This window comes from Nocardioides zhouii (genome assembly GCF_004137345.1).
GTDB classification, from domain to species: Bacteria; Actinomycetota; Actinomycetes; order Propionibacteriales; family Nocardioidaceae; genus Nocardioides; species Nocardioides zhouii.
In genome coordinates, this window is sequence record NZ_SDWV01000023.1 from 11,855 (window position 1) to 36,008 (window position 24,154).

The 24,154-nt window shown below is 71.9% G+C and carries 24 protein-coding genes and 1 tRNA gene; 15 read left to right on the forward strand and 10 right to left on the reverse strand.

Translation table 11 applies throughout. The features are described 5' to 3' along the window. Nucleotides 1-4: 4 nt before the first annotated feature. The 9 genes from EUA94_RS18260 to EUA94_RS18300 all read left to right on the forward strand — a co-directional run bounded on the left by EUA94_RS18260 (nucleotide 5) and on the right by EUA94_RS18300 (nucleotide 6,583). Nucleotides 5-811: a COG4705 family protein gene (locus EUA94_RS18260; protein WP_129428329.1), complete on the forward strand. Its 807-nt coding sequence runs from the start codon at nucleotides 5-7 to the stop codon at nucleotides 809-811. Next, a complete protein-coding gene (locus EUA94_RS18265; RefSeq protein ID WP_129428330.1) occupies nucleotides 808-1,770 on the forward strand; it encodes an ABC transporter ATP-binding protein in 963 nt (320 codons plus the stop codon). The genes EUA94_RS18260 and EUA94_RS18265 overlap by 4 nt, the downstream gene beginning before the upstream one ends. Continuing rightward, nucleotides 1,767-2,642, forward strand: coding sequence for an ABC transporter permease (locus EUA94_RS18270; RefSeq protein WP_129428331.1), 876 nt, complete (start codon nucleotides 1,767-1,769; stop codon nucleotides 2,640-2,642). Before EUA94_RS18265 ends, EUA94_RS18270 begins: the two co-directional genes overlap by 4 nt. Nucleotides 2,643-2,647: 5 nt before the next feature. Beyond that, the gene (locus EUA94_RS18275) at nucleotides 2,648-3,430 is read left to right on the forward strand and encodes a hypothetical protein (RefSeq protein ID WP_129428332.1); all 783 of its coding nucleotides are present in this window, start codon (nucleotides 2,648-2,650) and stop codon (nucleotides 3,428-3,430) included. 134 nt (nucleotides 3,431-3,564) lie between these two features. Beyond that, entirely contained in the window at nucleotides 3,565-3,897 is a 333-nt protein-coding gene (locus tag EUA94_RS18280; protein WP_479724697.1) for an ArsR/SmtB family transcription factor, read from the forward strand. Beyond that, nucleotides 3,894-4,646, forward strand: a complete 753-nt coding sequence (locus EUA94_RS18285) for a cation diffusion facilitator family transporter (protein ID WP_129428334.1) — start codon at nucleotides 3,894-3,896, stop codon at nucleotides 4,644-4,646. The genes EUA94_RS18280 and EUA94_RS18285 overlap by 4 nt, the downstream gene beginning before the upstream one ends. Further along, nucleotides 4,646-5,545: a cation diffusion facilitator family transporter gene (locus EUA94_RS18290; protein ID WP_129428335.1), complete on the forward strand. Its 900-nt coding sequence runs from the start codon at nucleotides 4,646-4,648 to the stop codon at nucleotides 5,543-5,545. Before EUA94_RS18285 ends, EUA94_RS18290 begins: the two co-directional genes overlap by 1 nt. Before the next feature lie 52 nt (nucleotides 5,546-5,597). Next, nucleotides 5,598-6,236, forward strand: coding sequence for a DUF2238 domain-containing protein (locus EUA94_RS18295; protein WP_129428336.1), 639 nt, complete (start codon nucleotides 5,598-5,600; stop codon nucleotides 6,234-6,236). A 104-nt stretch (nucleotides 6,237-6,340) separates the two neighbouring features. Next, on the forward strand, nucleotides 6,341-6,583 hold the full coding sequence (locus EUA94_RS18300; RefSeq protein ID WP_129428337.1) for a hypothetical protein: 243 nt from the start codon (nucleotides 6,341-6,343) through the stop codon (nucleotides 6,581-6,583). 24 nt (nucleotides 6,584-6,607) lie between these two features. Here the strand turns inward: EUA94_RS18300 and EUA94_RS18305 are convergent, their stop codons facing one another. Then, nucleotides 6,608-7,186, reverse strand: a complete 579-nt coding sequence (locus EUA94_RS18305) for a DUF305 domain-containing protein (RefSeq protein WP_165357016.1) — start codon at nucleotides 7,184-7,186, stop codon at nucleotides 6,608-6,610. Between the two features lie 144 nt (nucleotides 7,187-7,330). Between EUA94_RS18305 and chrA the strand changes: the two genes are divergently transcribed. Beyond that, nucleotides 7,331-8,695 carry a chromate efflux transporter gene (gene chrA, locus EUA94_RS18310; protein ID WP_129428339.1) on the forward strand — a complete coding sequence of 455 codons (1,365 nt, stop codon included), beginning with the start codon at nucleotides 7,331-7,333 and terminating at the stop codon, nucleotides 8,693-8,695. A 7-nt stretch (nucleotides 8,696-8,702) separates the two neighbouring features. Here the strand turns inward: chrA and EUA94_RS18315 are convergent, their stop codons facing one another. The 3 genes from EUA94_RS18315 to EUA94_RS18325 form a co-directional block, all read right to left on the reverse strand. After that, entirely contained in the window at nucleotides 8,703-9,512 is an 810-nt protein-coding gene (locus tag EUA94_RS18315) for an HAD-IIA family hydrolase (protein WP_479724696.1), read from the reverse strand. 78 nt (nucleotides 9,513-9,590) lie between these two features. Beyond that, nucleotides 9,591-12,125 (reverse strand): MMPL family transporter, encoded by a 2,535-nt coding sequence (locus tag EUA94_RS18320; protein WP_129428340.1) that lies wholly within the window; start codon nucleotides 12,123-12,125, stop codon nucleotides 9,591-9,593. 41 nt (nucleotides 12,126-12,166) lie between these two features. Then, a complete protein-coding gene (locus EUA94_RS18325) occupies nucleotides 12,167-12,817 on the reverse strand; it encodes a TetR/AcrR family transcriptional regulator (RefSeq protein ID WP_165357018.1) in 651 nt (216 codons plus the stop codon). A gap of 70 nt (nucleotides 12,818-12,887) precedes the next feature. Here EUA94_RS18325 and EUA94_RS18330 point away from each other — a divergent pair, with 70 nt between their 5' ends. Further along, nucleotides 12,888-14,390 (forward strand): fused MFS/spermidine synthase, encoded by a 1,503-nt coding sequence (locus EUA94_RS18330; RefSeq protein WP_129428342.1) that lies wholly within the window; start codon nucleotides 12,888-12,890, stop codon nucleotides 14,388-14,390. A 9-nt stretch (nucleotides 14,391-14,399) separates the two neighbouring features. Here EUA94_RS18330 and EUA94_RS18335 read toward each other — a convergent pair whose 3' ends face one another. After that, complete coding sequence (locus EUA94_RS18335) at nucleotides 14,400-15,437, reverse strand: zinc-dependent alcohol dehydrogenase family protein (RefSeq protein ID WP_129428343.1); 1,038 nt, start codon at nucleotides 15,435-15,437, stop codon at nucleotides 14,400-14,402. A 69-nt stretch (nucleotides 15,438-15,506) separates the two neighbouring features. Further along, a tRNA-Ser gene (locus EUA94_RS18340) sits at nucleotides 15,507-15,593 on the reverse strand. A gap of 156 nt (nucleotides 15,594-15,749) precedes the next feature. Here EUA94_RS18340 and EUA94_RS18345 point away from each other — a divergent pair. The 3 genes from EUA94_RS18345 to EUA94_RS18355 are packed head-to-tail and all read left to right on the forward strand — an operon-like array spanning nucleotide 15,750 to nucleotide 20,511. Next, nucleotides 15,750-17,684: a lysophospholipid acyltransferase gene (locus EUA94_RS18345; RefSeq protein WP_165357020.1), complete on the forward strand. Its 1,935-nt coding sequence runs from the start codon at nucleotides 15,750-15,752 to the stop codon at nucleotides 17,682-17,684. Next, on the forward strand, nucleotides 17,681-19,114 hold the full coding sequence (locus tag EUA94_RS18350) for an HAD-IB family hydrolase (RefSeq protein ID WP_129428345.1): 1,434 nt from the start codon (nucleotides 17,681-17,683) through the stop codon (nucleotides 19,112-19,114). Before EUA94_RS18345 ends, EUA94_RS18350 begins: the two co-directional genes overlap by 4 nt. Next, entirely contained in the window at nucleotides 19,111-20,511 is a 1,401-nt protein-coding gene (locus EUA94_RS18355) for a wax ester/triacylglycerol synthase domain-containing protein (protein WP_242494972.1), read from the forward strand. The genes EUA94_RS18350 and EUA94_RS18355 overlap by 4 nt, the downstream gene beginning before the upstream one ends. Nucleotides 20,512-20,640: 129 nt before the next feature. Here the strand turns inward: EUA94_RS18355 and EUA94_RS18360 are convergent, their stop codons facing one another. The 3 genes from EUA94_RS18360 to EUA94_RS18370 are packed head-to-tail and all read right to left on the reverse strand — an operon-like array spanning nucleotide 20,641 to nucleotide 22,135. After that, a complete protein-coding gene (locus EUA94_RS18360; RefSeq protein WP_129428347.1) occupies nucleotides 20,641-21,108 on the reverse strand; it encodes a GNAT family N-acetyltransferase in 468 nt (155 codons plus the stop codon). Continuing rightward, nucleotides 21,105-21,641 carry a nucleoside deaminase gene (locus tag EUA94_RS18365; protein ID WP_129428386.1) on the reverse strand — a complete coding sequence of 179 codons (537 nt, stop codon included), beginning with the start codon at nucleotides 21,639-21,641 and terminating at the stop codon, nucleotides 21,105-21,107. The genes EUA94_RS18360 and EUA94_RS18365 overlap by 4 nt, the downstream gene beginning before the upstream one ends. A gap of 8 nt (nucleotides 21,642-21,649) precedes the next feature. Next, nucleotides 21,650-22,135 (reverse strand): tRNA adenosine deaminase-associated protein, encoded by a 486-nt coding sequence (locus EUA94_RS18370; RefSeq protein ID WP_129428348.1) that lies wholly within the window; start codon nucleotides 22,133-22,135, stop codon nucleotides 21,650-21,652. A 110-nt stretch (nucleotides 22,136-22,245) separates the two neighbouring features. Between EUA94_RS18370 and upp the strand changes: the two genes are divergently transcribed. Further along, the gene (gene upp / locus EUA94_RS18375; protein WP_129428349.1) at nucleotides 22,246-22,887 is read left to right on the forward strand and encodes a uracil phosphoribosyltransferase; all 642 of its coding nucleotides are present in this window, start codon (nucleotides 22,246-22,248) and stop codon (nucleotides 22,885-22,887) included. Between the two features lie 110 nt (nucleotides 22,888-22,997). Here upp and EUA94_RS18380 read toward each other — a convergent pair whose 3' ends face one another. Beyond that, a complete protein-coding gene (locus EUA94_RS18380; RefSeq protein WP_165357022.1) occupies nucleotides 22,998-24,011 on the reverse strand; it encodes a LacI family DNA-binding transcriptional regulator in 1,014 nt (337 codons plus the stop codon). Between the last annotated feature and the right edge of the window lie 143 nt (nucleotides 24,012-24,154).

The following is a 24,154-nucleotide window of genomic DNA, read 5'->3' on the forward strand; positions in this document are numbered from 1 at the left end:
GGTCATGACCGACTCGACACGTACGGCACGCCGTGCCACCGGCGCGCGCACCCTCCTCAACAAGGTCCCCGAGGTCACCGTCTGGTTCTGGGTGATCAAGATTCTTTGCACCACCGTCGGGGAGTCGCTTGCCGACTGGATCAACGAGCAGCTCGGCGTGGGGCTGGTCAACACGGCGCTCCTGTTCACCGCGATCTTCGCCGGTGTGCTGATCATCCAGATGCGGCTGACCCGCTACGTGCCGGCCGCCTACTGGCTCGCCGTCGTGGTGGTCAGCGTCACCGGCACGCTCTACACCGACATCCTCACCGACCAGCTCGGCGTCCCCCTCTGGATCAGCACCCTCGTCTTCTCGGTGCTGCTGGCCGGGGTCTTCGCCGTCTGGTACGTCCGCGAGCGCACGCTCTCGATCCACAGCATCACCACGACGCCGCGCGAGGGCTTCTACTGGCTCGCGGTGCTGGTGACCTTCGCCCTCGGCACCGCCACCGGCGACTGGACCCTCGACCTCACCGGCTGGGGACCGGGCCTGTCGGTCCTGCTGCCGCTGTCGCTCATCGCGGTGGTGGTCGTGATGTGGCGCTCGGGCGCGGACGCCGTCCTCGCCTTCTGGCTGGCCTACATCCTCACCCGGCCCCTCGGTGCCAACCTCGGTGACTGGCTCGCTGCCGACAAGGCCGAGCAGGGACTCGGCCTGGGCACATTCATGACCAGCGTCGTCTTCCTCCTGGCGATCCTGGCGACGGTCGCCTACCTCACCGTCTCCCGTGTCGACGTCATCGAGGACGCGAACGAGTCGGTGAGGGCATGAGCGCCGGCGCTGCGGCCGTCGAGGTCGTCGGCGTCACCAAGACGTACGCCGGGCTGGTGGCTGTCGACGACGTGTCGATGCGGGTCGCGCCCGGCGAGGTGTACGGCATCCTCGGGCCCAACGGGGCCGGCAAGACCACCCTGCTGCGGATGCTCTTCGGCCTGATCCGGCCCGACAGCGGCGAGATCCGCGTCTTCGACCGGACCTGGGCCGACGACGACGTCCGGACCCTCGACGGTGTCGCCGGGTTCATCGAGAGCCCGAAGTTCTACCCCTACCTGACCGGGCGCCAGAACCTCGAGGGACTGCGGCTGCTCGACGGCACCGGCCTCCCCGACCGCGTCGAGGAGGTGCTCGACATCGTCGACCTGACCGGTCGCGAGGACCACAAGGTCGGTGGCTACTCCTACGGGATGCGCCAGCGGCTCGGCGTCGCGGCGAGCCTGCTGCGGAGCCCGCGGCTGCTGGTCCTCGACGAGCCGGCCAACGGCCTCGACCCCGGCGGCATCCGTGACATGCGAGCGCTGGTCAAGCGGCTCGCGGCAGGAGGGCTCACGGTCCTGCTGTCCTCGCACCACATGGACGAGGTCGAGGAGATCTGCGACAACGTCACGATCATGCGGCGCGGGTCGGTGGCCTTCCACGGCACCATCGCCGACCTCCGCACGATGGCCCCCGACCCCGGCCACCTGCTCCGCACCGGTGACGACGCGAAGGCCGTCGTGGTCGGGCGGTTGCGACACCCGGACATCGTCGTGGAGCCGTCACCGGACGGTGGCCTGGTCGCGACCGGCTCGGAGCGCGGGCTCGCGGCGTACGTCGCCGACCTGGTCCACGCCGAGATCCCGCTGCTCGCCTTCACCCCGACGCGTACGCCGCTCGAGGCACTCTTCTTCATGCTCACCGACGCCGAGGCCGATCCCCCATCACGCCCGGTGGTCGCGGGGGCTTGCCGATGAGCGCGACCGTCGATGATCGCCCCGAGGTCCACGCCGCCCTGGCCGCAACCCGCGGCCAGGCCGGGCTCGCTGCCGCGCTCCGATGGGAGACCCGCAAGCTCCGCGCGCAGCTGCGGAGCAGGGCGCTCCTCCTGGGCGCCCTGCTCGCCCCGATCGCTGTCGTCGTGGTGGTGAGCGCCCAGTCACGACCGCCCAAGGACACGCTCTTCGGGCGGTTCGCGACGGAGAACGGCTTCGCCATGGCGCTGCTGGTGCTGGGCTTCGCCAGTCAGTGGCTGCTGCCGCTGGTGACCGCCGTCGTGGCCGGCGACATCTTCGCCAGCGAGGACCAGCACGGCACCTGGAAGACCGTGCTCACCCGTTCGGTCAGCCGGTCGCGGCTGTTCTGGGCGAAGGTGCTGGTGGCTCTCGGTTTCGGCCTGGTCGCGCTCGTTGTGCTGGCCGCTGCCACGATCGCGACGAGCGCGCTGGTGGTCGGACGCCAACCCCTGACCGGCCTGTCCGGCCAGGTGGTCGAGCCGCACTCGGCCCTGCTGCTGGTCGCCGCGGCATGGGCCACAATGGTTCCTCCGCTGGTCGCCTTCACTTGCGTGGCGCTGCTGTTCTCGGTGTGGTCGCGCAACGCGGCCGTCGGCATCGCCGGGCCCGTCGTCCTCGGGATGGTCATGCAGCTCGTCGGCGGCCTCGGCGGCATCGAGGCGGTCCGCCCGCTCCTGCTCACCACCCCGTTCGAGGCCTGGCACGGCCTCCTCGCGTCCCCCCGGTTCACCGGGCCACTCCTCGAGGGCTGCACCACCAGCCTCGTCTGGAGCGTGGTCAGCCTGGCCACCGCGTTCCTCGTCCTGCGCCACCGCGACATCACCGGAGGTTGAGCACCATGCGTCGCTTCATCATCAGTCTCATCGCCGCACTCGCGGTCGTCCTGGCCGTCGGGGGAGCCGTCATGGCAGGCTCCGGCGGCAGCAGCCGCGTCACCCGGGCCCGGCTCGAGCGCTCCCTGCCCACCGTCTTCGCCCACGTCTACACCTCCCAGGCGAAGCTCCTCGGGCACCAGGGCGTCACGCCGGAGTCCCTGCACCCCACCGCCATGTGCGACAAGGGTGGTGCGGTCGAGGCCGACGTCGGCCCCGGCAGCAACTGGAACTGCCTGGTCAGCTGGAGCGACCCGGACAACCCGATGCCGCCCGAGGGCTACGGCAAGATCGAGCTCAACGTGCACAGCAACGGCTGCTACACCGCGGCAGCCCCGAGCAAGCTGGTCGGCTTCCTGACGCTCACCGACACCGCGGGGCGGGTCGTGACCAACCCGGTGGCCGAGTTCGACGCCTGCTTCGACCCGCACGGTGACAACACCTCGACGGGGGTGGAGTTCCCCTCCCTGCTCGCGATCACCACGACTGCCCTGCGGCCCGACGGCCAGTCGCACGTCTCCGTGCAGGTCACCTGCGGCACCGGCAGCGGCGGCTGCCACGGATCGGTGACCGCGGCCGCCGGCTCCACCACGCTCGGCACCGTCCCGATCGACGTGGACGAGGAGCAGACCGGGACGCTGGCCTTCCCGACGCCGGTGCCCGACGGCACGGCCGAGGTGGTCTTCACCGCCACGCTCACCGACGGCGTCGGCCCCGCGAAGCCGGTCACGCTGCCGATGCCCGCCTGACGGCCCCCTATCAGCCCGATGGTGTCGGCCCCCCGTCCGGCACCATCGGGGCCACCAGCTCCGGCTGCTAGCATCGGCATATGACGATGACAGCGATGGAGACCGTGCGCCTCGACGTCGTCGAGGCCGCCGGGATGACCGCCGCAGCGTGTCTCTTCCACGGGTTCTCCGATCCGTCGCGGCTGTCGATCGTGCGCCACCTCGCGCTCGGCGAGCACCGCGTCATCGACCTGACCGCGCACCTCGGCCTGGCGCAGAGCACCGTGTCGCAGCACCTCGCCTGCCTCCGGGACTGCGGCCTCGTGTCCTCACGGCCGGTGGGTCGGGCCTCGATGTGGTCGCTCAACCACATCGACACCGTGATGGACCTGCTCGCCTCCGCGGAGAAGCTGCTCGGCCTCACCGGTGACGCCGTCGCCCTCTGCCCGCGCTACGGCGTGGACGCGCTCCACGAGGAAGCGCGATGACCACTGTCGTCGCACCGGACGTCGTCGAGCGCGTACGGCTGGGTCGCCGCGCGCAGCTCCTCGCGGCGACCTCCGTCGCCTACAACGTCGCCGAGGCGGTCATCGCCATCACCGCGGGCCTGGTCGCGGGGTCCGTCGCACTGGTCGGCTTCGGCCTGGACTCGATCGTCGAGGTGTCGAGCGGACTGATCATCCTGTGGCAGTTCCGCCACCCCCTGCCCGAGTCACGCGAGCGGACCGCGCTGCGGCTGATGGCGGTCTCGTTCTGCGCGCTGGCGGCGTACGTCGCGGTGGAGTCCGTACGGGCCCTGGCGAGCGGGCACGCGCCCGATCCGTCACCGATCGGCATCGCCCTGGCCGCGGCGTCGCTGGCGATCATGCCGTTCCTGTCGTGGGCCCAGCGGCGCACGGGCCGGGCCCTGGGGTCCAACGCTGTCGTCGCCGACTCGACACAGACCCTGCTCTGCACCTACCTCTCGGCGGTGCTCCTCGCGGGCCTGCTGCTCAACGCCACCCTGGGGTGGCACTGGGCCGATCCGATCGCCGGTCTGGTGATCGCCGCCGTGGCGGCCAAGGAGGGTCGGGACGCCTGGCGTGGCGAGGGGTGCTGCGGGCCGGTCGGATCGGCACATCCGCACCACGACGACCAGCGCTCCTGCTCGTGCGGCGACGCGTGCGGCTGCGGCACCCCGTCCAACGACCTCCTGACCATCGCGAGTGCCCGCCGGCCGACCGACGGCGATCACTGATGGGCGCAGGACACGGTCACGGCCATGCCGGCAGCCGCCACCGGTGGCGGCTGGCTGTCGCCTTCGGACTGGTCGCGGCGTTCTTCGTGGTCGAACTGGTGGTCGGCATCGTCAGCGGCTCGCTCGCACTGATCTCCGACGCCGGCCACATGGCCGCGGACGTGGTCGCCCTCGGAGCCGCGCTGGTCGCGACGAAGATCGCCACCCGACCCGACGACAGCGGCCGGCGCACGTACGGCTCCTACCGCGCCGAGGTCTTCGCCTCCGGCTTCACCGTGCTGATCATGCTCGGCGTCTCGGTGTACGTCGTGGTCGAGGCGCTGCGTCGGTTCGGTGAGCCGGTCGAGGTGGCGTCCGGTCCGATGCTCGTCGTCGGTGGCATCGGGCTGGTCGTCAACCTCGTGTGCCTGGCGCTGCTGCGCGGAGGCGCGCAGGAGTCGATCAACGTCAAGGGCGCGTACGTCGAGGTGGTGGCCGACGCGGCCGGCAGCGTCGGCGTGATCGTGGCGGGAGTCCTCGTCGCCGTCACCGGCATCGCGCAGGCGGACACCGTGGTGGCCGTCGCGATCGGGATCTTCGTTGCCGTCCGAGCCGTGGTGCTCGGGCGTGAGGTCCTCGCCGTCCTCGGCCAGCACGCGCCCGTGGGGCTCGACCTCGATGCGGTCGTGCGGGACCTCGAGGCGGTGGCGGGCGTGGCCGAGGTGCACGACCTCCACGCCTGGACGCTGACCTCGGGGATGAACGTCGCCACCGCCCACCTCGTCGTCGGCGTGGGTGCCGACGCGCAGGCCGTCCTCGAGGGCGCGCAGACGACCCTGCGCGAGGTCCACGGCATCGAGCACGCCACCCTGCAGGTCGAGGTCACGCCCGCCCGCGAGTGCCGCGCGGCCACGTGGTGACACACTGCGGCGTACGCGCCTGTCGACGACGGCGCCACGAGACGGGGTGCGCGTGACCGAGGCAGCGATCATCGAGCACGCGGCCACTCCGACCGTCGCCAAGTCCGCCAACGTCCTGGCCAAGGGCGCCCTCGTCCTCCTGCTCCTCCTGGCGCTGCTCTACCCCGACCAGGGCAACCTGCGCGACAAGGCCGCCGGCATGCGCGCGGTGGGCTATCCCCTGATCTCGTTCACCCTGCCGGTGCTGTGGTGGACCCTGTGGCGCGAGCGGATGTCGTTCCCCTGGCTGTCCGACCTGCTCATCACGATCACCTGCTTCAGCGACATCCTCGGCAACCGGATGGACCTCTACGACACCGTCGTGTGGTTCGACGACCTGATGCACTTCGCCAACACCGGCCTGCTCGCCGCGGCCTTCATCCTGCTGACGCTGCCGCGCGACATCGGGTTCGGTCGGGTCCTCGAGCGTGCGCTCGCCTTTGGCGCGACGGCTGCCATCGCCTGGGAGCTCGCGGAGTTCTTCGCCTTCGTCAGCAAGTCGACCGAGCGGGAGTTCGCGTACGCCGACACGCTGGGCGACCTCTCGCTGGGCATAGCGGGTGCCGTCGTGGCGGCCGTCGTCCTCCACCGGTCGTGGCAGCACGGCCGGCTGCTCGACCCCGAGCCGCTGCCCCCGCGCCTCGCGGTCTGACGTCGCACCGAGCGGGGTTGACGCACCTCACACGGCCCGGGACTTGGATCGTTCCAATTTCGTCGCCACACTGGACGTTGAGGTCCCAACCCGAGGAGAGACCCATGCGTCTGATCGACGAGCTCAACGAGCTCCACGACGACTACGCGATGAAGATCGAGGCCGCCGTCGGCCGCGACGACGTCGAGCTGGGCGAGCAGCTGGCCCAGGGCTACGAGGACGACGCCATCGTCCTGATGGCCGAGCGCGAGGGCCTGACCCACCTGCTCCCGCTGAAGCGCCCCGTCACGCACGAGAGCTCGCTGCACCGCCTGGCCCGGCGCCTGCGCCCCAGCCGCGCCGCCTGACACAGCTTCACCGGCGCGACCCGATCACCGGTCCAACGGCGACCGCGCCGCGTGCATCCACCGGATCTCGACCCTCTGGTCGTCCCGGATCGTGCGGGCGAGCTCGACCACCTCACGGTGCTCGGCGAGGCCGCCCATCAGCAGCTGCTGCGACATCATCACGGCCGCCATGTGGTGGCCGATCATGTTGTCGAGGAAGGCGCGGTCGAGCGCGACGCCGCTGAGTCCGGACAGGTCGCGCATCATCGGTGCGTACGCCGCATCCCGCTCGCCGGCGTACCACTCGGCCAGCCAGCCCTGCATCAGCTCGATCTGGGCCGTCTGGTCGGCCACGATCCTGCGTCCGAAGGCCCGCATCGCCGGCCGGTCCGAGCGGATCAGCTCGCCCGCCGCGACGATCGCCTCGCGGTGGTGGGCGACCATCTCGCTGAGGTAGCCCGCCTCGTCGGTGCTGCGGGCAGAGCCCATCATCGACCCGTCCACCCAGCCGGACGTCGACATCGGATGCCGGCCCCAGCCGGGCCGGTCGTCGGAGTGGGCGAGCGCCATCCCGGTGATGCCCGCTCCCAACAGCACCACCACCACGGCTGCAACGATCGCCATTAAGCGTCTCATCGTCTGCACCTCCCTCACCTCGAGAGTGCTCCGGGTGGGAGCCCGGGGTCAGGGCCGAAGGTCCTCGCCCGACCGGGCGTTAGTCGAGTCGCCCGCTTGACTTTGGTGGACCGCAGGCGGTGGGGTGCTCCCGTGCCGGCACCCGAGGAATCGACGCGCGACGTGATCCCCCTGCGCGTGGCAGCGCGGGCGTGGTTCGCGATCTCGCTGCAGACCTTCGGCGGCCCGGCCGGACAGATCGCGGTCATGCAGCGCACGCTGGTCGACGAGAAGCGCTGGATCGGCCAGCAGCGGTTCCTCTTCGCGCTGTCCTACTGCACGCTGCTCCCCGGCCCCGAGGCCCAGCAGCTCGCGACGTACGTCGGGTGGCTGCTCAACGGCGTACGAGGCGCTCTCGTCGCGGGTCTCCTCTTCATCCTCCCGGGCGTCGTGGCCCTGCTCGTGCTCTCGGGTGTGTACGTCGCGTTCGGCGACACGACGCTCGTCGAGTCGCTCTTCCTCGGCCTGGCCCCGGCCGTGATCGCGATCGTCGTTCAGGCGGTGGTCCGGGTGGGCCGCAAGGGGCTCGGCCACCCGGCGCTCGTCGCGCTGGCGGTGGTCTCGTTCGTCGCGCTGACCTTCTTCGGCGTCCCCTTCCCCGCGGTCGTGCTGGCGTCCGGCGTCATCGGCTGGGCGCTCGGTCGCCGCATCCCGACGCTCACCCACCCGCCGAAGGGCGCGGTCGACGACGGACCGCCCCCGCTGATCAGCGACGACGCGCTGCACACCGAGCGACCCTCCGGCCGTCGCGCGGCCCTCACCCTCGCGATCGGCCTGGTGGTGTGGTTCGCCCCGGTCGCAGGCGCGGCACTGCTCCTCGGCCGGTCGAGCATCTTCGTCGACCAGGGCGTCTTCTTCTCGGGCGCCGCGGTCGTCACGTTCGGCGGTGCGTACGCCGTGCTGGCCTACGTCGCGCAGCAGGCCGTCGAGGTCTACGGCTGGCTCGCGCCCGGCGAGATGGTCCGGGGCCTCGCGCTCGCCGAGACGACTCCCGGGCCGCTCATCATGGTGGTGCAGTTCGTCGCCTTCGTCGGTGCCTACCGCGCACCCGGCGACCTCGACCCCTGGGCCGCGGCTGTCCTGGCGGCCCTGATCACCACGTGGGTGACGTTCGTCCCGTGCTTCCTCTTCATCCTCCTCGGCGCGCCGTACGTCGAGCGCCTCCGCGGCAACCGCGACCTCGCCGCCGCGCTGGCGGGCATCACCGCGGCCGTGGTCGGGGTGATCGCGAGCCTCGCGGTCTTCTTCGCGCTGCACACGCTCTTCGACGAGACCCTGACGGTCACGACCGGACCGCTCGACCTGGAGCTGCCGGTCCTCGGGTCGCTCGACCTCGCCGCCTTTGCGATCTCCGTGCTCGGGTGCGCGCTGGTGTTCTGGCGGAAGTGGTCGGTGCTGCGCACGCTCGGTGCCTGCGCGCTCACCGGTCTGGTGATCGGCCTGGCGCTCGCGGCGTGAGCCTCGGTCAGATGTCCTCGCGCAGGTGGAACTCGCTGACCAGCGGGACGACGTCGGCGATCGAGTCGACGATGCGGGTCGGTCGGTAGGGGAAGTTCGCCACCTCGTGGCGCTCGGTGGCGCCGGTCGCGACGAGGATCGTCCGCATGCCGGCCTCGAGCCCGCTGATGATGTCGGTGTCCATCCGGTCGCCGATCATCACCGTGGTCTCCGAGTGCGCCTCCAGCCGGTTGAGCGCGCTGCGCATCATCAGCGGGTTGGGCTTGCCGATGAAGTAGGGCTGGCGTCCGGTCGCGGTGCTGATCAGCGCCGCCACCGAGCCCGTCGCGGGGAGCATCCCCTGCGCGCTCGGACCGCTCGGGTCGGGGTTGGTCGCGATGAACCGCGCACCGCCGTTGATCAGCCGGATCGCCCGCGTGATCGCGTCGAACGAGTAGGTCCGCGTCTCGCCGAGCACGACGTAGTCGGGGTCCTGGTCGGTCATCACGTAGCCGATGTCGTGCACCGCCTGGGTGAGCCCCGCCTCGCCGACGACGTACGCCGACCCGCCCGGCCGCTGGTCGTCGAGGAACTGCGCCGTCGCGAGCGCCGACGTCCAGATCGACTCCTCCGGCACGTCGATGCCGCTGCTGCGCAGCAACCGCACGCGGAGGTCGCGTGGGGTGAAGATCGAGTTGTTGGTGAGCACGAGGAAGGGGATCTTGTGCTCGCGAAGGGTGGCGATGAACTCCTTCGCCCCGGGAATCGGGTCCTCCTCGCGCACGAGGACACCGTCCATGTCGGTCAGCCAGGTGCGTACGGGGCGCGGTTCGGTCACGGCGCCATTGTCCTGCACCCCGGGCCGGCGCCGATCAACGGACCAAACGACGTTGTCGTCGCGCTCGAGAGCACGGGATCACGTCGGTTGCGAGCGTTCGGTCCGCTCGTCCGTCAGCGCGCCCACGCCGACCCCGGCGTGCACCGGGTGGCGTCGCTCCAGCTTCGCGCCCTCGACGTCGACGTCGGGGAGGATCCGGTCGAGCCACGTCGGCAGCCACCAAGCGCGCTCGCCCAGCAGGTGCATCGCCGCCGGGATGATCAGCATCCGGACCACGAACGCGTCGAGCAGCACGCCGAAGGCGAGCCCGAAGCCGATCGGCTTGATGGTCGCGTCGTGGGAGAAGATGAAGCCCGCGAAGACCGAGATCATGATGATCGCCGCCGCCGTCACGACCGCCCGGCCAGCGCGCAGGCCGTGCTGCACCGCCACCCGCGCGGGCGCCCCGTGCGCATGGGCCTCACGCATCCCGGAGACCAGGAAGAGCTGGTAGTCCATCGCCAGGCCGAAGAGGATCCCGGTCGCGATGATCGGCAGGAAGCTCAGCACCGGACCGGGAGCGTGCACGCCGAACAGGTCGGCCAGGAAGCCCATCTGGAAGATCGCGGTGATCCCGCCGAAGGCCGCGAGCAGCGACAGCACGAAGCCGAGCGTGGCCGTCAGTGGCACCAGGATCGAGCGGAAGACGAGGATCAGGATGAGCATCGAGAGCCCGACCACCAGCACGAGGTAGACCGGCAGCACGCCCGAGAGCTTGTCGGAGATGTCGATGCCGGCGCTGGCGTTGCCGGCCACCCCGAGGGTGGCTTCGCCTCCGGAGGCCGTCGTCGGGGTCAGCGTCCGCAGGTTCTGGACCAGCTCGGCGGTCGCCTCGCTCGACGGCGACCCGTCGGGGACGACCTGGAACGCCAGCGCGGAGCGGTCTTCCGACGCACCGATCGGCACGACCGCGTCGACGTTCCAGACCCGGCCGAGCTGCTCGGCGACCACCGCCTGCTCGGCGACGACGTCGCCCTCGGCGACCGGTCCGGGCAGGTCCGCGACCACGAGGAGCGGGCCGTTGGACCCCTCGCCGAACTTCTCCGCCTGGACGTCGTACGCCTTGAAGCCGGCGGAGTCCGGCGGCTGGGTCGACCCGTCGGGCAGGCCGAGCCGCATCTGCGTCGCGGGCGCGGCCACGACCAGCAGGGCCGCGACGCCGAGGCCGAGGACGGTCCAGGCGCGGGTGGTGCTCATCGGCTCGTCGCTGCTTGCAGTCGCGATCGCGTCGTCGTCGTACGTCGTCCCTCCCGCGAGCGCGGTCCGTTCGCGCCGCCTGAGGATCCGCGGGCCCATCAGGGCGAGGACGGCCGGGGTGAGCGTGACGGCCATCAGGATGGCGACCAGCACCGCGACGGCGCCGACGGTGCCCATCAGGCCGAGAAAGCCGACGCCGGTGACGTTGAGGGCGAGCAGGGCGACGATGACGGTGACGCCGGCGAAGACGACGGCGTTGCCCGAGGTGCCGTTGGCCAGGCCGATCGACTCGTGCAGCTCGGCGCCCTGCTTCAGCTGGCGGCGGTGGCGGTTGATGATGAAGAGCGAGTAGTCGATGCCGACCGCGAGGCCGAGCATCACCCCGAGCACGGGGGTGACGGAGACGAACTCCACGACCCCGGAGAACGACAATGAGGCCAGCGAGGCGACGCCGACTCCCAGCAGCGCGGTGACCAGCGGAAGGGCCGCGCCCCGCACGGTCCCGAGCATGAGGAAGAGGACGATCGCGGCGATGACCACGCCCGCGACCTCGCCCGGTCCGAGGATCGAGGGGACGGTCTGCGCGATGTCCTGCGAGGGGTAGAGGTCGACCCCGTCGATGCCGGCGTCGGCGACCAGGTCCTCGATCTCGGTCTTCACCTCGGTGGTGACCTCGTTGGTCGACACGTCGAAGGTGACGTTGGCGACGGCGGCGCTGCCGTCGTCCGACACGGTGCGGAAGCCGGACGACAGCCCGGTGAGGATGGCGCCCTGCTCGAGCTGGGGGGCCTGCTCGTCGACCTTCGCCTGCTGCTGGTCGAGCTGGGCCTGCCCGTCGTCGAGCTTCTGGACGGCGTCGTCGAGCTGCGCGCGGATGGCCGGGAGCGTGCCGTCCTCGCGCGCCGCGGCGCGCTGCTCGGCCACCGCCGCGCGGCCGGCGTCGATCTGTGCCTGGGCGCTGGCGAGCTGGGCCAGCCCGTCGTTGAGCTTCTCCCGACCGTCGGCCACCTGGTCGGCGGAGGCGTCGAGCTGGTCCTGCGTGGTGAACGGGTCGGACACGTCGCTGACCGACTCGACCTCGGCGACCCGGTCGAACAGGGCGACCAGCTCACTCTTCTGCGCGGTGGTGAAGGCGGAGCCGTCGCTGGTCTCGGCGACGATGGAGCCGTTGCCGCCGCCGGTGCCCTCGAAGTCGCGCTCGAGCTGCTGGGAGACCCGCGTCGTCGGGGTGTCGGGCAGCGAGATGTTCGACGACAGCGCGCCCGCGAACGACACGTACGTCACCGCACTCAGGGCCAGCAGCGCCAGCCAGGCGCCGATCACGGTCCAGTGGCGGCGCGCGGCGAAGCGGCCGATGCGGAAGAGGAGCTCAGCCATGTCGGGTGGCGTGCCTTTCGGTGCTGTGGTGGGGAGGGAGGTCAGCCGGCGTAGCCGGAGCGGAGGCGCTGGAGCAGCCGGTCGAGCAGGCGGTCCCAGTCGGTTCGGGCCGGCGTCGAGACGTCGGTGGTCAGGTCGGGGTGGTTCTCGAGCCAGCGGCGGGCGATGGCGCTGAGACCGCTGGTGAGCAGGGTCAGGGTGAGCTCGAGGTCGAGCGGGTCGAGGCCCGGAGCGCGGTCCTGGAGCCGTTCGCGCAGCCGGCCGGCGACGAGCTCGAAGGCCGTACGGGAGATCACGTCGGCCCGTTCATGGGCCACGTCGGCACCGCCGACGACCTGGGCGATCGTGACGATCGCGGTCGGGAGGTCGACGCCGCGGGTGGCCTCGCAGACCGCGTCGAGCGCGGCCGGACCGTCGTCGGGAGCCGCGGGCAGCTCGGCGGTGCCGCGGTCGACGCCGGCCAGGAGCTCGGTGGTGACCTCCGCGAGGATCTGCTCGCACACCGTGACCATCAGGTGGTCGAGGCCGGTGAAGTGGTTGAAGACGGTGCGCCTCGACACCCCTGCCAGGGCGGCCACCCGGTCGACCGTGAAGCCGTCCGTGCCGTGCTCCGCGGCAAGGCTGCGGGCCGCGTCGATGATCGCGGCACGGCGCTGCTCGCGCAGGGCGCCACGACCGTCGGAGGACTTCACCCGATAATTGTTGCACTGAGTGCAAATAGATCCCGCATCGGCGGTTGAGGGCGTACGACAGGATCTGCGCATGAGCGACGAAGCGCCCGCACCCCAGCCCGAGGCAGGGCCCGGGCTCGGGCCGTGGGCGGCCGCGGCTCTCGTCTTCGGCTCCTCCGCTGCTGTCCTCGTCGTCGAGCTGGTCGCGCTGCGGCTGATGGCGCCCTACTACGGGCTCACCCTCGAGACGAACACCATGGTCATCGGGCTCGCCCTGACCGCGATCGCCGCCGGCACGTGGGCCGGCGGCTGGAGCGCCGACCGCTACGCGCCGCGCCTCCTGCTCGGACCCCTGCTGGGCATCTCGGGAGCGGCCGTTGCCCTGACCCCGGCGGTCGTCCGCAGCGCCGCGGCGTCGGGCAACCCCGGCCTGCTCCTGATCATGGTGACCCTCTCGATCCTCGTCCCCGGGGCGCTGCTCTCGGCCGTCACGCCCGTGGTGATCAAGCTGCGACTGACCAGCCTCCAGCAGACCGGCAGCGTGGTGGGCCACCTGTCCGGGGTGGGCACCGTCGGCGCGATCGTCGGCACCATCGTGACCGGGTTCGTGCTCATCTCGCGCGTGCCGGTCAGCGGGATCCTGGTCGGCCTCGGCATCGTGCTCCTGGTGACGTCGGTGGTGGTGCAGGTGGCCGGTCGCCGTGGCCGCGGCGACGTCGTGCTGGCCCTCGTCGTGGCGATGGCGGGCATCGGTGCGGCGACCTCCCCGAGCGGCTGCGACGTCGAGACGACGTACCACTGCCTGGCGATCACTCCCGACCCCGACAACCCGTCCGGCCGGACGCTGGTACTTGACGGGCTGCGCCACTCGTACGTCGACACCGACGACGCGACGCACCTCGAGTTCGCGTACGTCCGGGCGATGGCGTCGGTCATCGACACCGCCTTTGCGGCCGAGGAGCCGCTCGCCGCGTACCACCTAGGCGCCGGGGGACTGACGCTGCCGCGCTACCTCTCCGCGACCCGACCGGGCACGGCGAGCGACGTGTCGGAGATCGACTCCGGGGTGGTCGCGGCCGACGTCCGGCTCCTGGGTGGGTCCCTGCCCGATGGGGTCGACGTGGAGGTCGAGGACGGCCGCCTCGCGATCGACGACCTGGCGCCGGACAGCCTCGATCTCATCGTCGGCGACGCCTTCGGCGGCGTCAGCGTGCCGTGGCACCTCGCGACCGTCGAGGCCATTGGCGGGCTGGGGGAGGCGCTGGCCGAGGACGGGGTGTACGTCGCCAACCTCATCGACTTCGGTCCGCTCGAGTTCGCCCGAGCGGCCGTCGCGACGACCGCCGACGTCTTCGACCACGTGGCGCTGCTCGCGGAGCCCGCCGCATTGGCGGGCGACGGTGGCGGCAACCTGGTCGTGGTCGCCTCGGACGCGCCGCTCGACGTCGCCGCTGCGGTCGCGCGGATGGGGGAGCGCGACCTCGGGTGGGACGCGCTGGAGGGCGCCGGGCTGGCCGCCTGGGTCGGCGACTCACCCGTCCTCACCGACGACTACGCGCCGGTCGACCAGCTGCTCACGCCGTACTCCCGCTAGTCCGACGCGTCAGCGGGTCGGGTCGACGATCGTCATGCCCGCGACCGTCGCCCCATCGAAGCCGGGCAGGAGCGCCGCGGCCTCCTCGAGGCCGATGGTCCGCTCGACGAGGCGCTGCGGCTGGAGCGCCCCGCTGCGGATCAGCTCCATCATCGGCGGGTAGTCGGCCGCCGCCATCCCGTGGCTGCCGAGGAGGTCGAGCTCCCACGCGATGACGCGCGCCATCGGGACCCGCGGGTGCCCGTCGACCGGCGGCAGCAGCCCGACCTGGGCGAGCCGGCCGCGGCGGCGGAGGCTGAGGACGGCGTCGGAGCAGGTCTGCTCGCTGCCGACGGCGTCGACGGAGACGTGGCTGCCGCCGTCGGTCAGGCGTGCGACCGCGGCGGGGACGTCGGCCCCGTCGGCGAGCACGGTGTGCTCGGCGCCGAGGTCGGTGGCGATCGCGAGCGCCTCCGGGTTGCGGTCCACCGCGACCACCCGGGCGCCCACGGCACGGGCGATCATCACTGCGCTGAGCCCGACCCCGCCCGCCCCGACGACGGTGACCCACTCGCCCTCGGCGACCCGGGCCCGGCCGACGAGCGCGCGGTAGGCCGTGGCGAACCGGCACCCCAGGCTCGCGGCGGTCGCGAAGTCGATCGCGTCCGGCAGCGCGACCAGGTTGGTGTCGGCGGCGTGGAGGGCGACGTACTCGGCGAACGAGCCCCAGTGCGTGAAGCCCGGCTGCTGCTGGTCAGGACAGACCTGCGCCTGGCCCGACGTACACCACTCGCAGCGCCCGCACCCGCACACGAACGGGACGGTGACCCGGTCGCCGACCTGCCAGCGCGTGACTCCCGCACCGACCTCGGCGACGGTGCCGGCGAGCTCGTGCCCCGGCACGTGCGGGAAGGCGATGTCGTCGTGGCCCGCCCACGCGTGCCAGTCGCTCCGGCACAACCCGGTCGCCGCGACGCGTACGACGACCCCGCCGGCGGGCGCGCCCGGCCGCGGCACCTCGCGCACCTCGGGTCGGGAGCGGACGGCGTCGATCACCACAGCGCGCATGCGCCCATCCTCGCCGACCAGAAATCGCCGATCGGGCCGGCCCCGCGAGGGACCGGCCCGATCTGTCGGCGGTGGCGGTGGGATTTGAACCCACGGTGGGTTTGACCCCACACAACATTTCGAGTGTTGCACCTTCGGCCGCTCGGACACGCCACCGCGCGGAACCTTACCGGAGGGCCGGCGCCTCCAAGAAACCGGCGGCCGGTCCCACCAACTGGGCCGATGCCGTGGTCAGGGAGCGTCCGCGACGGTAACTTCGGCGCACACCCGTGCTCGCCGATGGCGCGGGTCGGAAAAGGACGGAGCCGAGACGTGACTGCCGTCCGACGTGCACGAGACCTCGCCCGCGTCGCCCTCCCGAAGAGCGTGGGCGAGCGGCTGCCGGCCGCGCCACCGCAGGAGGTGACCGAGCTGCTCCACGACAAGCGCTTCCAGGGCGCGGTCGCCGAGCAGGCCAAGGAGCAGGGCCGGCCCGAGGAGGAGGTCTGGTCGGAGGTCAAGGGCTACCTCCACGAGATGTCCGCCGCCCACGACGACCGCACCGCCCAGGGTTGGGCGCGGATGGGCGAGTGGTTCCTCCGGGCGTACGACGTGCTGGTCGACGAGGACGACATGCAGGCGCTCAAGCGCCTCGACCGCACCCACAGCCTGGCGCTCGCCTTCAGCCACCGGTCCTACCTCGACGGCATGGTCATCCCCAACGCCCTGTCCTCACGGCGGTTCTCGCCGACGTACACGTTCGGCGGCGCCAACCTCAACCTGCCCGTCATCGGCACCGTCGCGAGCCGCACCGGCCTGATCTTCATCCGCCGCTCGACGCAGGAGATCCCGGTCTACCGGCTCGCGCTGCGCTCCTACATCCGCCAGATGGTGACCAACAAGCGCAACATGGCGTGGTCCATCGAGGGTGGCCGCACCCGTACGGGCAAGCTGCGTCCTCCGGTGCACGGCATCCTCAAGTACCTCACCGACAGCGTCGACGGCGACGATGCCCCCGACGTGCAGGTCGTCCCGATGGCGGTGGTCTACGACCAGCTGCACGAGGTGTCGCTGATGACCGAGGAGGCGCGCGGCGGCAGCAAGACGCCCGAGGACTGGCGCTGGCTGGTGCGCTTCGCCCGGCTCCAGCGCAACCGGCTCGGCCGCGCCTACCTGACCGTCGGTGAGCCGTTCTCGCTCCGCGAGCGGATGCAGGCGCTCGCGGACGAGGGCGTCACGGGACACCAGGCGGTCGAGCGGATCGCGCTCGACATCTCCCACCGGCTCAACCGCGCGACCCCGGTCACGGTGACCGCGATCGTTTCGCTCGCGCTCCTCGGTGCCGACCGCGCGCTCACCGTCGACGAGGTGCTCGACACGGTCGAGCCGCTGGCGACGTACATCGAGGCGCGGCAGTGGCCGGTCGCCGGCGCCGCGGACCTCCGGGACCGCTCGACCATCCGTCGTGCGCTCGCCGAGCTGGCCCGCAGCGGCGTGCTCACGGCGTACGACGGGGGGACCGAGCCGGTCTGGAAGATCGGGGACGACCAGCACCTGGTCGCCGCGTTCTACCGCAACACGGTCATCCACATCCTCGTCGAGCGTGCGATCGGCGAGCTCGCGCTGCTCACCGTGAGCGAGCTCGAGCCCGACGCCGAGCTGCCGCCCGGCGGCGAGCTCCAGGTCGGGTGGGAGGAGGCGAAGCGGATGCGCGACCTCCTCAAGTTCGAGTTCTTCTTCCCGAGCCGGGCGGGCTTCGAGGACGACCTCCGCACGGAGCTCCAGCTGCTGGTGGGCGAGGGCGCTGGGAACGAGGGGGGCGACATGACGCCCGTACGCGCCCGCGAGCTGCTGGCCAACGCGCGACCCCACCTCGCGCACCTGGTGCTGCGGCCGTTCCTCGACGCCTACCTCGTGCTCGCCGACCGCCTCGCCGACCGCGGGGACAGCACCGTCGACGAGGACGACCTGCTCGCCGACTCGCTGGCCGTCGGCCAGCAGTGGGCGCTGCAGCGACGCGTCGCGAGCGCGGAGTCGATCTCGCTGGAGCTGTTCCGCACCGCGATGTCGCTGGCCCGCCACAAGGGTCTGCTCGAGGGCGGCGACGGCCTCGGCAGCGCGCGCGAGGCCTTCGCGGCCGAGCTCCGGGAGGCCGTACGTCGGGTCAACGTCATCGGCGAGATCGCCGGCGAACCGACCCAGGTCGTCGTCCACGTGGTCCCCGAGTCGCAGGCTGAGGCAGAGGCGCAGCCGCAGGACACCAGGTGAGCGGGCTCTCCGCCGACGTCCTGGCCGCGATCGACGCGATCGAGGCCGGACCGCAGCGTCCGAGCGTGGGCGCGTTCTTCGACCTCGACGGCACCCTCGTCGCGGGCTACACCGCCGCGACCTTCTACGGCGACCGCCTCAAGGGGCGCGACGTGTCGCCCGCCGAGTTCCTCCGTACGGTCGTCACGGCGGTCGACGGCGAACTCGGCGGTGACCCGACGCGGATCGCTCACGTCGCGTTCTCGGCGATGCGCGGGGAGTCCGAGGAGGCGTTCGCCGACCTCGGCGAGCGGCTCTTCCGGTCCAAGATCGCCGGCACCATCCGCCGCGAGTCGCGCGCCCTCGTGATGGCCCACCAGCGCGCCGGCCACACGGTCGCGGTCGCCTCGGCCGCGACGTCGTACCAGATCGCACCGGTCGCCCGTGACCTCGGCGTCGAGCACCTCGTGTGCACGCAGCTCGTCGTGGAGGACGGCCAGTTCACCGGCGCCACCGACGGTCCGATGCTGTGGGGACGGCACAAGGCGAGCGGCGTGCGCGCCTTCGCCAAGGAGCACGCCCTCGACCTCTCGACGTCGTACGCCTACGGCAACGGCTACGAGGACGTCGCCTTCCTTTCCTCGGTCGGCCACCCGACCGCGCTCAACCCGCATCGCGACCTGCGCTCGGCCGCCGCCCGGCTCGGCTGGCCGGTGCTCGACCTCAGCGATCCGGTGGGCGGCTCGTTGATTGCGGCGGGGCGTACGGCGGCGGCGCTCGCCGGCATGAACACAGGTGTCGTCGCCGGCCTGGCGTACGGCCTCCTCCGACGCGACGGCAAGGAGGGCCGCAACCTCGCGGTCAAGCTCGCCACCTCGCTCCCGATGTCGCTGGCGGGGGTGACCGTCGAGGTGCTGAACCGCGAGCGGCTCTGGACCCACCGGCCCGCGATCTTCGTCGCCAACCACCAGAGCGCCCTCGACATCCCGGTCCTGGGCAACCTGCTGGAGCGCGACTTCACGATCGTGGCGAAGAAGGAGGCGCGCTGGGACCCGCGCGCCATGGTCGGCTCGGTCGTCATCGACCCGGCCTACATCGACCGCTCCGACTCCGAGTCGGCCCGCGCCACCCTCGACGGCGTCGTCGACCGGATCCGCGCCGGCACGTCGCTGATGATCTTCCCGGAGGGCACCCGGTCGGCGACGCCGGTGCTCGGCCCGTTCCGCAAGGGCGCCTTCCACCTTGCCGCGCAGGCAGGCGTGCCGATCGTTCCGGTCGTGCTGCGCAACACCGGCGAGCTGATGCGCCGCAGCTCCTTCGTGCTCAACCCCGGGGTCGTCGACGTGTGCGTGCTCGAGCCCGAGACCGACTGGAGCGTGGACGACATGAGCGAGCGGATCGCCGCCCTGCACACCAAGTTCGAGCAGACCCTCGCGAAGTGGCCCTCATGAGCGCCCGCGAGGACTTCGAGCGCTGGGGTGGCGCCGCTGCGTTCGGCGCGGCACCCGAGCTGACGCCCATGCAGACGCTGATGTGGCGCGCGGAGCGGCACCCGGTGCAGTCGTCCACGACGACCGTGATCATCGACCTCGACCGGGCGCCGGACTGGAAGCGCTTCGTCGCCGCGACCGAGTGGGGCACAGGGCTCGTACGCCGGCTGCGCCAGCGCGTCGTCGACCCCGTCGTGCCGACCGCCGCGCCGACCTGGGCCGACGACCCGACCTTCGACCTCGGCTACCACCTGCGGCGCGAGCGGGTGTCGAGCCGCGAGGAGATGCTGGCCCAGGCCGCCCAGATCGCGCTGCGGCCCTTCGACCGCTCGCGCCCGCTGTGGGAGGGCGTGCTCTTCGAAGGTGTCGGCGACGGTGCGGCGTACGTCCTCAAGATCCACCACGCGCTGGCCGACCCGCTCGGCACCGTGCAGCTCCTCTCCATGCTTCAGTCGGGCAAGCGGACGCACACCGCGCGCAAGCCCCTCGGCGAGGACGCCGTCGCGCCGGCGGACGCCGATCCGGTCGATCTCGCGGTCTCCGGGCTGCGCACCGACGTCGCGACCCTCCCCGACTCGGTGCTGGCCACGGCACGCACCCTCGGCCACGCCGCCGCCCGGCCGCAGGCCGTCGTCGCCTCGACCCTGCGCTACGGCGCGTCCGTCCGACGGCTGCTCTCGCAGGCCGCGCCGCCCTCGCCGGAGCTGTCGCCGCGGACCGGGAAGATGTGGTCGTTCCTCACCCTCGACGCGCCGCTCGAGCAGCTGCGGTCGGTCGCCAGGCAGGGCGGTGGCACGCTCGATGACGCCGGCGTCGCCCTGGTGCTCGGCGGGCTCCGTCGCTACCACGGGCGACGTGGCGCCCGGATCCGCGAGATCCCTGTCGGCGTACGCGTCTCCCTCGACCGCGCCGACGACCTCGGCAACCGGTTCGCCGGCGCGATCATCTCCGGACCGCTCGCGATCGAGGACCCCGTCGACCGCGTCGCCGCGGTGCGCGGCGAGGTGCTGTCGCTGCACACCGAGCGCGCACTCGAGGTCCTCGACGCGGCCGCGCCGCTGCTCAACCGGATGCCTTCCTTCGTCGGCGCCTCCGCGCTGCGGACCGCCTCGGTCCCCGACGCCTTCGTGCTGACGCTGCCCGGGCCGCCGCGCAAGCGCTACATGGCGGGGGCCGAGGTGCAGGGGATGTACGTCCTCGGCCCGCTGCCCGGTGCCGCGCTGACCGTCTGCTTGGTGACCTGCGGCGACACCGCCTGCATCGGCGTCAACGTCGACGCGAGTGCCGTCGCCGACCTCGACCAGCTCGCGGAGAGCCTGGCCGAGGGAGTCGAGGAGTTCATCTCGGTGGTCGAGTAGTCCGCGAGCGCCAGCGAGCGGACGTATCGAGACCCGACCGCTGGCCCGACCCGGACACGTGTCCGCGATGTTGCCCCCGAAGCTCGCGGCCGAGGGCCACTACTCGGACACGTGTCCGGGTCGGGCGGGTCAGCCGTCGGTCGAGCCGACGTAGTAGAGCATCCGGTAGTCGACCCCGGCCTCGATGTTGACGTAGCCGTGGCGCTCGTAGAACCGGCGGGTGTCGACGTCGACCTCGTCGACTCCGATGTGCATCTCCGGTGAGCCGTGGTCGCGGACCAGGCTCCTGGACAGCTCGAGGATCTGCGTGCCGATGCCGTGTGAACGCAGCGCGGGTACGACGTACAGCTCCTCGAGCTGGGAGACAGGTCCGTCGAACCAGATGGCCGGGCGCAGGCTCAGGAACGCAAAGCCCACGGCAGTTCCGGAGTCCTCGGCCAGCACCGCGACGATCTCCTCGAGCGGCAGCAGCCGGGCGAACCGCACCTCCAGCACCTCGACGTCGTCGACCTCGGTCTCGAACTCGGTGTTGAAGTCCCACAGCAGCCGCGCGAGAACCGCGGCATCGTCTGTGGTGGCGCGGCGCACCTGGGTCATCGCGCCTCCCCATCCTCTGTACCTAGGGACGAAATGGGTGGTGGAACGACCTCCACGCCTACCATTTCGTCCCTAGATACCGGCTGGCGGTGGGCGGCGAAGAAGCCGTCGAGCAGAGCGGTCGACTCGGCGGCCAGCACACCCGCCACCACCTCCGGCCGGTGGTTGAGGCGGCGGTCGCGGACGACGTCCCAGAGGGAGCCGGCGGCGCCCAGCTTGTCGTCGTACGCACCGAAGACGAGGCGGTCGACGCGGGCGAGCACGAGGGCGCCGGCGCACATCGTGCACGGCTCGAGGGTGACGACGAGGGTGCAGCCGGTGAGCCGCCACTCGCCGCGGGCGGCCGCGGCCGCGCGGAGGGCGACGACCTCGGCGTGCCCGGTCGGGTCGCCCTCGGCCTCGCGGGTGTTGCGGCCAGCGCCGATCACCGCGCCGGACTCGTCGAGCACGACGGCGCCGACGGGTACGTCCTCACCGGCGAGGGCGGCACGTGCCTCGGCGAGGGCCAGCCGCATCGGCTCGTCCCAGGTCATGAGGGTGGTCATGCAGACGTGAGGCCGACGGCGTCGTCGAAGAGGTCGCCGAAGCCGAGGCGGCGCGCGATGTCGGACAGCACGTCGTCAGGGTAGAGCTCGACGTCGTCGAGGAGGGCGCCCAGGTCGATGGCGTGCAGGCCGAGGTCGGCGAGCAGGTCGAGGTCGCCGGCCGGCACCTCCTCGTCGTCATCCTCGGGCGTCGGCAGCCCGAGGAAGTCGACCGCCGACTGCGCCAGCTCCCACTCGTCGGCCGCGGTGATGTCGGAGAGCAGGACGCGGGTCGTCGCGCCCAGCACGCGTACGAGCACGAAGAAGTCCTCATCGACCGCGACCATCGCGACGGCACCGTCCGGGCCGCCCACCTGGCGCAGTGCGTGGCTCAGCGAGTCGACGGACTCGAAGGCGGGCGAGGCGATGTCCTGCACCTGCCAGTCGCCGTCCTCGAGGAAGGCGACCAGCGCATAGTCGATCTCGCCGATGAGTTCGGACACGTCACGACCCTCCCCAGGCTGCGGACGCGTCCAATGTCGCACGCCCGGGCGGGACCAACAACCCCGTTTGCGACTCGTTCACCCCCACCCGCACCACTAGGGTGACCGTCATGCGCCTGCACGTGGTCAACCACCCCCTCGTCTCCCACAAGCTCACCGTCCTGCGGGACGAGAACACGGACTCGCCGACCTTCCGGCGGCTCACCGACGAGCTGGTCACCCTCCTGGCGTACGAGGCCACCCGCGAGGTGCGCGTCGACCCGCTCGACATCGTCACCCCGGTCGGCCCCACCACGGGTGTGTACCTCGCCCAGCCCAAGCCGATGGTGGTGCCGATCCTGCGCGCCGGCCTCGGGATGCTCGACGGGATGATGCGCCTCCTGCCCACGGCCGAGGTCGGGTTCCTCGGCATGGTGCGCAACGAGGAGACGCTCGAGGCGTCGACGTACGCCGAGCGGCTGCCCGAGGACCTGTCGGGTCGCCAGTGCTACGTCCTCGACCCGATGCTCGCGACCGGCGGCACCCTTGCGGCGGCGATCAACTTCCTCACCACCCGCGGCGCCGACGACATCACCGCCATCTGCCTGCTGGCCGCGCCCGAGGGCGTCGCCAACCTCGAGGCCGGCCTCGCGGGCCTCGACGTCCCGGTCACCGTGGTGACCGCCGCGCTCGACGAGAAGCTCAACGAGAAGGGCTACATCGTCCCCGGCCTCGGTGACGCCGGCGACCGCCTCTACGGCGTCGCGCACTGACCTTCCGGGGTAGTCCGCATCAAAAAGCTTGCTGATCTTGCTCGCGCACCAGAATTTTGATGCGGACTATCCCTCCCGCACGACGAGGTATCCCTCCGCGTCGGGGGCGCTCAGCCCAGGGTGGAGCGACGGGCGACGAGCTCGGGGGTGAAGACCACCTGCTGGTGCACGTGCTCGGGGTTATCCGCCTCGTCGAGCACGAGCTCCGTGGCCCGGCGGCCGAGCTCCTGGCGGGGCTGGCGCACCGAGGTCAGCGGGACGGCGGCTGCACTGGCGTACTCGATGTCGTCGTAGCCGACGATCGCGAGGTCGCCCGGCACCGACAGGCCCGACGTGCTCAGCTGCTGCAGCAGGCCGAGGGCGAGCAGGTCGTTGGCGCAGAAGGCCGCGGTCGGTCGCCGGTTGCGGCCGAGCCCCATCACCCGTTCGCCGGCCGAGCGCCCCTCGACGACCGTCAGGGCCTCGGTGGTCACCACGACGAGCTGCTCGGGCGGCAGGCCCGCATCGGCCCACGCCTTGCGGGCGCCCTCGAGGCGGTCGCGCACCTGGCCGATCGTGTCCGGTCCGCCGATGAAGGCGACGCGGGTGTGCCCCTGCTCGATGAGGTGCTCCACGGCCAGGCGACCACCGAGCTCGTCGTCGACGGCGACGGAGCAGAACGTGTCGTCGGAGCGCGTACGGTCCACGATCACGACCGGCGTGCCGTTGCGACGTACGTCGGCGAGCGCGGGCGACTGCGCGTCGACCGGGGTCACCAGGATCCCCTGCACCCGCTGCTCGACGAGGTGGGCGAGGTAGTCCTGCTCGCGGGAGGACCGGTTGTCGGAGTTGCAGAGGAAGAGGGAGAGACCGGCGGCCTCGGCGGCGCGCTCGACACCCTCGGCGACGTCGGTGAAGAACGGGTTGCGCGCGTCGAGGAGCACGTAGGCCAGGGTGCGGCTGCGCCCGGCGCGCAGCTGCCGCGCCGACTCGTTGCGCACGAAGCCGAGGTCGCGCATCGCCTGCTCCACCCGCGCCCGGGTCTCGGGTGAGACGCGGTCGGGCCGGTTGAGCACGTTGCTGACCGTGCCGAGGGAGACGCCGGCGCGCGCGGCGACGTCCTTGACCGAGGAGGCCCTGACCACCCGTGTGCCCCCTCCGCAACTCGGCAAGGCTCCGCGGTTGAAACGATCCGCGGAGCGACTGGATGCCGAGAGTACGCCATGGGAAGGCGTCGCGGCAGGTGCTCCTACTACCCGTACGGAATGGTGCAGACAACCTCTTGACA

What these genes read in the sequence shown, in the direction of transcription:
- EUA94_RS18260 (WP_129428329.1), top strand. Translation starts at nt 5, where the DNA reads ATGACCGACTCGACACGTACGGCACGCCGTGCCACCGGCGCGCGCACC.
- EUA94_RS18265 (WP_129428330.1), top strand. Translation starts at nt 808, where the DNA reads ATGAGCGCCGGCGCTGCGGCCGTCGAGGTCGTCGGCGTCACCAAGACG.
- EUA94_RS18270 (WP_129428331.1), top strand. Translation starts at nt 1,767, where the DNA reads ATGAGCGCGACCGTCGATGATCGCCCCGAGGTCCACGCCGCCCTGGCC.
- EUA94_RS18275 (WP_129428332.1), top strand. Translation starts at nt 2,648, where the DNA reads ATGCGTCGCTTCATCATCAGTCTCATCGCCGCACTCGCGGTCGTCCTG.
- EUA94_RS18280 (WP_479724697.1), top strand. Translation starts at nt 3,565, where the DNA reads ATGACCGCCGCAGCGTGTCTCTTCCACGGGTTCTCCGATCCGTCGCGG.
- EUA94_RS18285 (WP_129428334.1), top strand. Translation starts at nt 3,894, where the DNA reads ATGACCACTGTCGTCGCACCGGACGTCGTCGAGCGCGTACGGCTGGGT.
- EUA94_RS18290 (WP_129428335.1), top strand. Translation starts at nt 4,646, where the DNA reads ATGGGCGCAGGACACGGTCACGGCCATGCCGGCAGCCGCCACCGGTGG.
- EUA94_RS18300 (WP_129428337.1), top strand. Translation starts at nt 6,341, where the DNA reads ATGCGTCTGATCGACGAGCTCAACGAGCTCCACGACGACTACGCGATG.
- EUA94_RS18305 (WP_165357016.1), bottom strand. Translation starts at nt 7,186, where the DNA reads ATGGCGATCGTTGCAGCCGTGGTGGTGGTGCTGTTGGGAGCGGGCATC.
- EUA94_RS18320 (WP_129428340.1), bottom strand. Translation starts at nt 12,125, where the DNA reads ATGGCTGAGCTCCTCTTCCGCATCGGCCGCTTCGCCGCGCGCCGCCAC.
- EUA94_RS18330 (WP_129428342.1), top strand. Translation starts at nt 12,888, where the DNA reads ATGAGCGACGAAGCGCCCGCACCCCAGCCCGAGGCAGGGCCCGGGCTC.
- EUA94_RS18335 (WP_129428343.1), bottom strand. Translation starts at nt 15,437, where the DNA reads ATGCGCGCTGTGGTGATCGACGCCGTCCGCTCCCGACCCGAGGTGCGC.
- EUA94_RS18355 (WP_242494972.1), top strand. Translation starts at nt 19,111, where the DNA reads ATGAGCGCCCGCGAGGACTTCGAGCGCTGGGGTGGCGCCGCTGCGTTC.
- EUA94_RS18360 (WP_129428347.1), bottom strand. Translation starts at nt 21,108, where the DNA reads ATGACCCAGGTGCGCCGCGCCACCACAGACGATGCCGCGGTTCTCGCG.
- EUA94_RS18365 (WP_129428386.1), bottom strand. Translation starts at nt 21,641, where the DNA reads ATGACCTGGGACGAGCCGATGCGGCTGGCCCTCGCCGAGGCACGTGCC.
- upp (WP_129428349.1), top strand. Translation starts at nt 22,246, where the DNA reads ATGCGCCTGCACGTGGTCAACCACCCCCTCGTCTCCCACAAGCTCACC.